This window comes from Kitasatospora sp. NPDC018058 (assembly GCF_044327205.1).
In the GTDB taxonomy this organism is placed as follows: Bacteria; Actinomycetota; Actinomycetes; order Streptomycetales; family Streptomycetaceae; genus Kitasatospora.
On the sequence record NZ_JBIRFA010000014.1, the window covers coordinates 226,519 to 230,460 of the forward strand.

Consider the following 3,942-nt stretch of genomic DNA (forward strand, 5'->3'; position numbering starts at 1 on the left):
GCACCTGCACCAACGTCGTCTCCACCCCGGTCACCATCACGGTGACCACGCCGCCGACCTGCCTGGTGCTCCTGCTGCCCCCGGTGACACCGGTGGCCGCCGGCCAGCCCACCGTCGTGTCCGCGGTGGTGCTGTGCAACGGCGTGCCCGTTCCGGGTGCGACGGTCACCTTCAACGGCGGCGGGGCCACCCCGGTGACCGCCACCACCAACGCACTCGGCATCGCCACCGGGTCGATGACCTTCCCCACCGCCGGACCGGTGTCGCTGACCGCCACCGTCACCGCGGCCGGCACCAACTGCACCTGCACCAACGTCGTCTCGCTCCCCGTCCCGATCACCGTCGGCGTAGGCGGCCCCGCCGCAGGCCTGCAGGCGCTGCCGTCCTGCTGGTGGGGCCACTGGGAGCACGCGCTGGCGAACCCCTCGCACGGGCAGCCGTACCCCGTCACCGCCACACTGCAGGCCCAGCTCACTCCCGCGGCCGCCGGCGTGACGGTGACCTTCCTCATCGCCGGACAGCCGGTGGGCTCGGCGGTGACGGACGCGTCCGGGATCGCGACCCTCACCACCGACCTGAACCTGCTTCAGGTTCAGTCCGGCACCTTCACCGTGACCGCCACCGTCGGCGGCACGACGCTGCAGTCGACCGCCACCCTGCTGCCCTGCCGGCCGCAGTAGTGACCGGACCGGTCCTATCGGGCCCGGGACGTGGATCGCGGACCGGTACTGGTGGCCGAGCCGGGTGAGGCCTGACGTCATCGTCCGCGGATGAGCGGCCGACCTCGAAGGTCCGTCCCCCCGCCCTCGCACGGCGGGGGGACGGACGCGCTGGGGACGTAGCGGCGAAGCCGCCGTACCCGCCGCGACGCCCGCAACCGTACTGCCGCGTCCCTGGTCAGTGGAGTTGTCCCGATGAGCTTGACCATGTTCCTTCTCGCGCTCGGCACCACCTGCCGCGTCACCCGTTTCCTGACCAAGGACACCCTCGCGGGCGGTCTCAGGATCTGGGTCGCCGATCGCTTCGGCGAGGAGTCCAAGGCCGCCTATCTGATCACCTGCAGCTGGTGTTCGAGCGTCTGGGTGTCCGCCGTCGCGGTCGGCTGTGCCGCGTGCCTGGAGGGCAGCCCGTGGTTCCGGATACCGGCGACCGCGCTCAGCGTCTCGTACCTGGCGGGTGTGGCCTCACGGTGGCTCGACTGACCAACGCCCCTCCCCAGGAAGACCCGAACCCCAGCACCCGGAAAGGAGACCGAACTCATGGCCTGCAACTGCGGCGGAGGATCGCCACAAACCATGGTTTACCAGCTGAACCTACCTGACGGCACCGTTCGCCAGTACGTCACCTACCAGGAAGCCCTGGCCGCACAGCACCGGGAAGGCGGCGCCGGAACGATCACCATCGTCAGCCGGTGACACGGGCGCCCGGCATCGGGGCGCACCGAAGGCGGTCGGCGCTTCGACCGGCCGCCTTACCCTTTCCGCACGAAGGGAGGAGCGGCACCGTTGCCGTCCCGGCGCATCCGCGGGCCGTTTCAGGGTGTTCGGGCCGGTGGCGGGCATGCCTGCGGCCCGGCTGTCGCGTCGGGTGGGCACCGGGTTCCACTGGGAACGCGGTAGTGATCGTCTCGGTCCAGGGCCAGTGGCGGGCCATGCGTAGATAGCGGCGGCGGCACCTCGATTTCGGGCCGTGGCCTGCGGGAATGTCGAAACCCTTGGGAGGGAAGCCCCCCGGGGCAGCCCCCGGGGAGACACCCGGAGAGTTCCGGCGGGCTCTTTCGCCTCGCCGGGCCCGTGGGCACGCTCTGACGACGGCTTCGGGCACCGGGCAGAACCCTGCCCGGCCGCGGGCGCGCCGTACGCGGCCGCCGGCCTTTCCAGCCGGGCCGACTCAGGCCGCGGATGACGGCGGCCAGGCCCTCGGGCGGTGGGTTTCCCGGACATCTGGCGAGGCGTCAGGTCGCGGTTCTACCCTCGGTGGGGGCTGGTGCGGCAGGCGGTCGAGTCCTGCGGTGTCCCGCGGGACGGAGGGAGGGGTTCATGTCGGGTGCGGCGTTTCGGTTTCCTCAGCTGCAGTCGCACGATCCGGACAGCCTCGGGGGCTTCCGCCTGGTGGCACGGCTGGGCGAGGGCGGCATGGGGCAGGTGTTCCTCGCTTTCTCCCCTGGTGGACAGCCGGCAGCCATGAAGGTGATCCGTGAGGAGTTCGCCAGGGACGCGGAGTTCGGGCAGCGGTTCGCACGCGAGGTGGCCGCTGCACAGAAGGTGCGCGGCGCGCACCTGGCCCCGCTGCTGGACGCTGATCCCCGGGCCCGGCGGCCGTGGCTGGCCACGATGTACGTGACCGGGCCGTCCCTGCGGGAGCTGGTGGTCGGGCACGGCCCGCTGCCGGCCGGTCAGGTGATGCTGCTGGCCTGGGGCATCGCCCACGCGCTGGCCGACATCCATGCCGTGGACGTGGTGCACCGGGACCTCAAGCCCGGGAACATCATCCTGGACGAGAGCGGTCCGAAGGTCATTGACTTCGGCATCGTCAAATCCCTGGCACAGTCGGTGACCTACGCCAGCAGCTCCACCCGGATCGGCACTCCCTTGTACATGTCGCCCGAGCAGGCTGTGGGTCGTGCCGTGGGCGCTGCGTGCGATGTCTTCGCCCTCGGCTCGACCCTGTACTTCCTCGCCACAGGCCGGGAGGCGTTCGCCGCGGAGAACGAGTGGGCTGTCGCCCACCGTGTGGTCGCCGATGATCCTGATGTCTCCGCCGTCGCTCCGCCGCTACGCCGGCTGATCACCGCCTGCCTGCGCAAGGACCCTGGCCGGCGTCCGACGCCGGCGGGGGTGCTGGAATCGTGCGAGGCGGAGCTGGGTGACGCGCTCGGTCCGGGCGCCTGGATGGGGATCACCAGCGCCCGTGAGGCCATCCGGCAGCGCACCAGCGCCTTGCACACCCTCACCGCACCCGGGATCGCTACGGGCGCGGAACGGGGCGGTGCGCGATCTTGGTGGCTAATTCCAAGTTCCTTGTGATGCCTCAGAGTTGAGATGCTTTGGGGTGGCCCGGGGAGCGGTGTGGGACTTGCTCCTTGGGCCAGGGGTGGCGGCGTGGGCACGGTGCAGTGGATCATGAGCGCTGGTGATCTCTCGGGCCTCGTCTTGGATCGGAGCATGTCGTGTCGGTGCAACCGCAGCCCTGGCCCCAGCCTGATCCGCAGATCGCGGCGGCGATCCGGGCGATGTACCGGGGCAAGCGGGAGGCTCCGCTGGCGGTGCAGGTCCGTGACCGGCTCGGCGAGCTGTTCCCGGACGCGGCCTTCGCCGACGCGTTCGGCCGGGCGGGCAAGCCGGGCTGGTCGCCGGGCCGGCTCGCGCTGGTCACGGTCCTGCAGAAGGCCGCGAACCTGACCGACCGGCAGGCGGCGGACGAGGTCCGAGAGAACCTGGCGTGGAAGTACGCCCTGGGTCTGAGCTTGGAGGATCCGGGGTTCGACCACAGTGTGCTGTCGGAGTTCCGCTCCCGCGTTGTCACCCACGGGTTGGAGGAGCGGGCGCTGGACCTGCTGCTGGAGCGTCTGCGCGAGCTGGGCCTGGTGGACGCGGGCGGCAGCCAGCGCACCGACTCCACGCACATCGTGGCAGCGGTGCGGGATCTGAACCGGCTCCAGCTGGCCGGCGAAAGCGTCCGGGCGGCCCTGAACGCGCTGGCCGCCGCCTGTCCCGACTGGGTCGAGCAGGTGCTGGTCGTGGAGGACTGGAGCCGCCGCTACGCGGACCGGATCGACACCTGGCGCCTTCCCACCTCCAAGGCCAAGCAGGACGCGCTCGCGCTCGACTACGCCAAGGACGGCTACACCTTGCTGCACGCGGTGTATGCACACGGCTCCCCGGCATGGCTGCGTGAGCTGCCCGCGGTGCAGAGCCTGCGAATCGTGCTGGTGCAGAACTA

At 71.1% G+C, this 3,942-nt stretch carries 5 protein-coding genes; all 5 read left to right on the top strand.

The features are described from left to right. On the top strand, positions 1 to 680 hold a 680-nt coding region (locus ACH4E7_RS21645; protein ID WP_396250635.1), incomplete at its 5' end, for an Ig-like domain-containing protein. Positions 681 to 914: 234 nt separating this feature from the next. Beyond that, on the top strand, positions 915 to 1,202 hold the full coding sequence (locus ACH4E7_RS21650) for a hypothetical protein (protein WP_355676143.1): 288 nt from the start codon (positions 915 to 917) through the stop codon (positions 1,200 to 1,202). Positions 1,203 to 1,259: 57 nt separating this feature from the next. After that, entirely contained in the window at positions 1,260 to 1,415 is a 156-nt protein-coding gene (locus ACH4E7_RS21655) for a hypothetical protein (RefSeq protein WP_396250636.1), read from the top strand. 624 nt (positions 1,416 to 2,039) lie between these two features. After that, a complete protein-coding gene (locus tag ACH4E7_RS21660) occupies positions 2,040 to 3,026 on the top strand; it encodes a serine/threonine-protein kinase (protein WP_396250637.1) in 987 nt (328 codons plus the stop codon). A gap of 143 nt (positions 3,027 to 3,169) precedes the next feature. After that, on the top strand, positions 3,170 to 3,942 hold a 773-nt coding region (locus ACH4E7_RS21665; protein ID WP_396250638.1), incomplete at its 3' end, for a transposase.

Coding starts and splice junctions, on each gene's coding strand:
- ACH4E7_RS21650 (WP_355676143.1), top strand. CDS start 915: ATGAGCTTGACCATGTTCCTTCTCGCGCTCGGCACCACCTGCCGCGTC.
- ACH4E7_RS21655 (WP_396250636.1), top strand. CDS start 1,260: ATGGCCTGCAACTGCGGCGGAGGATCGCCACAAACCATGGTTTACCAG.
- ACH4E7_RS21660 (WP_396250637.1), top strand. CDS start 2,040: ATGTCGGGTGCGGCGTTTCGGTTTCCTCAGCTGCAGTCGCACGATCCG.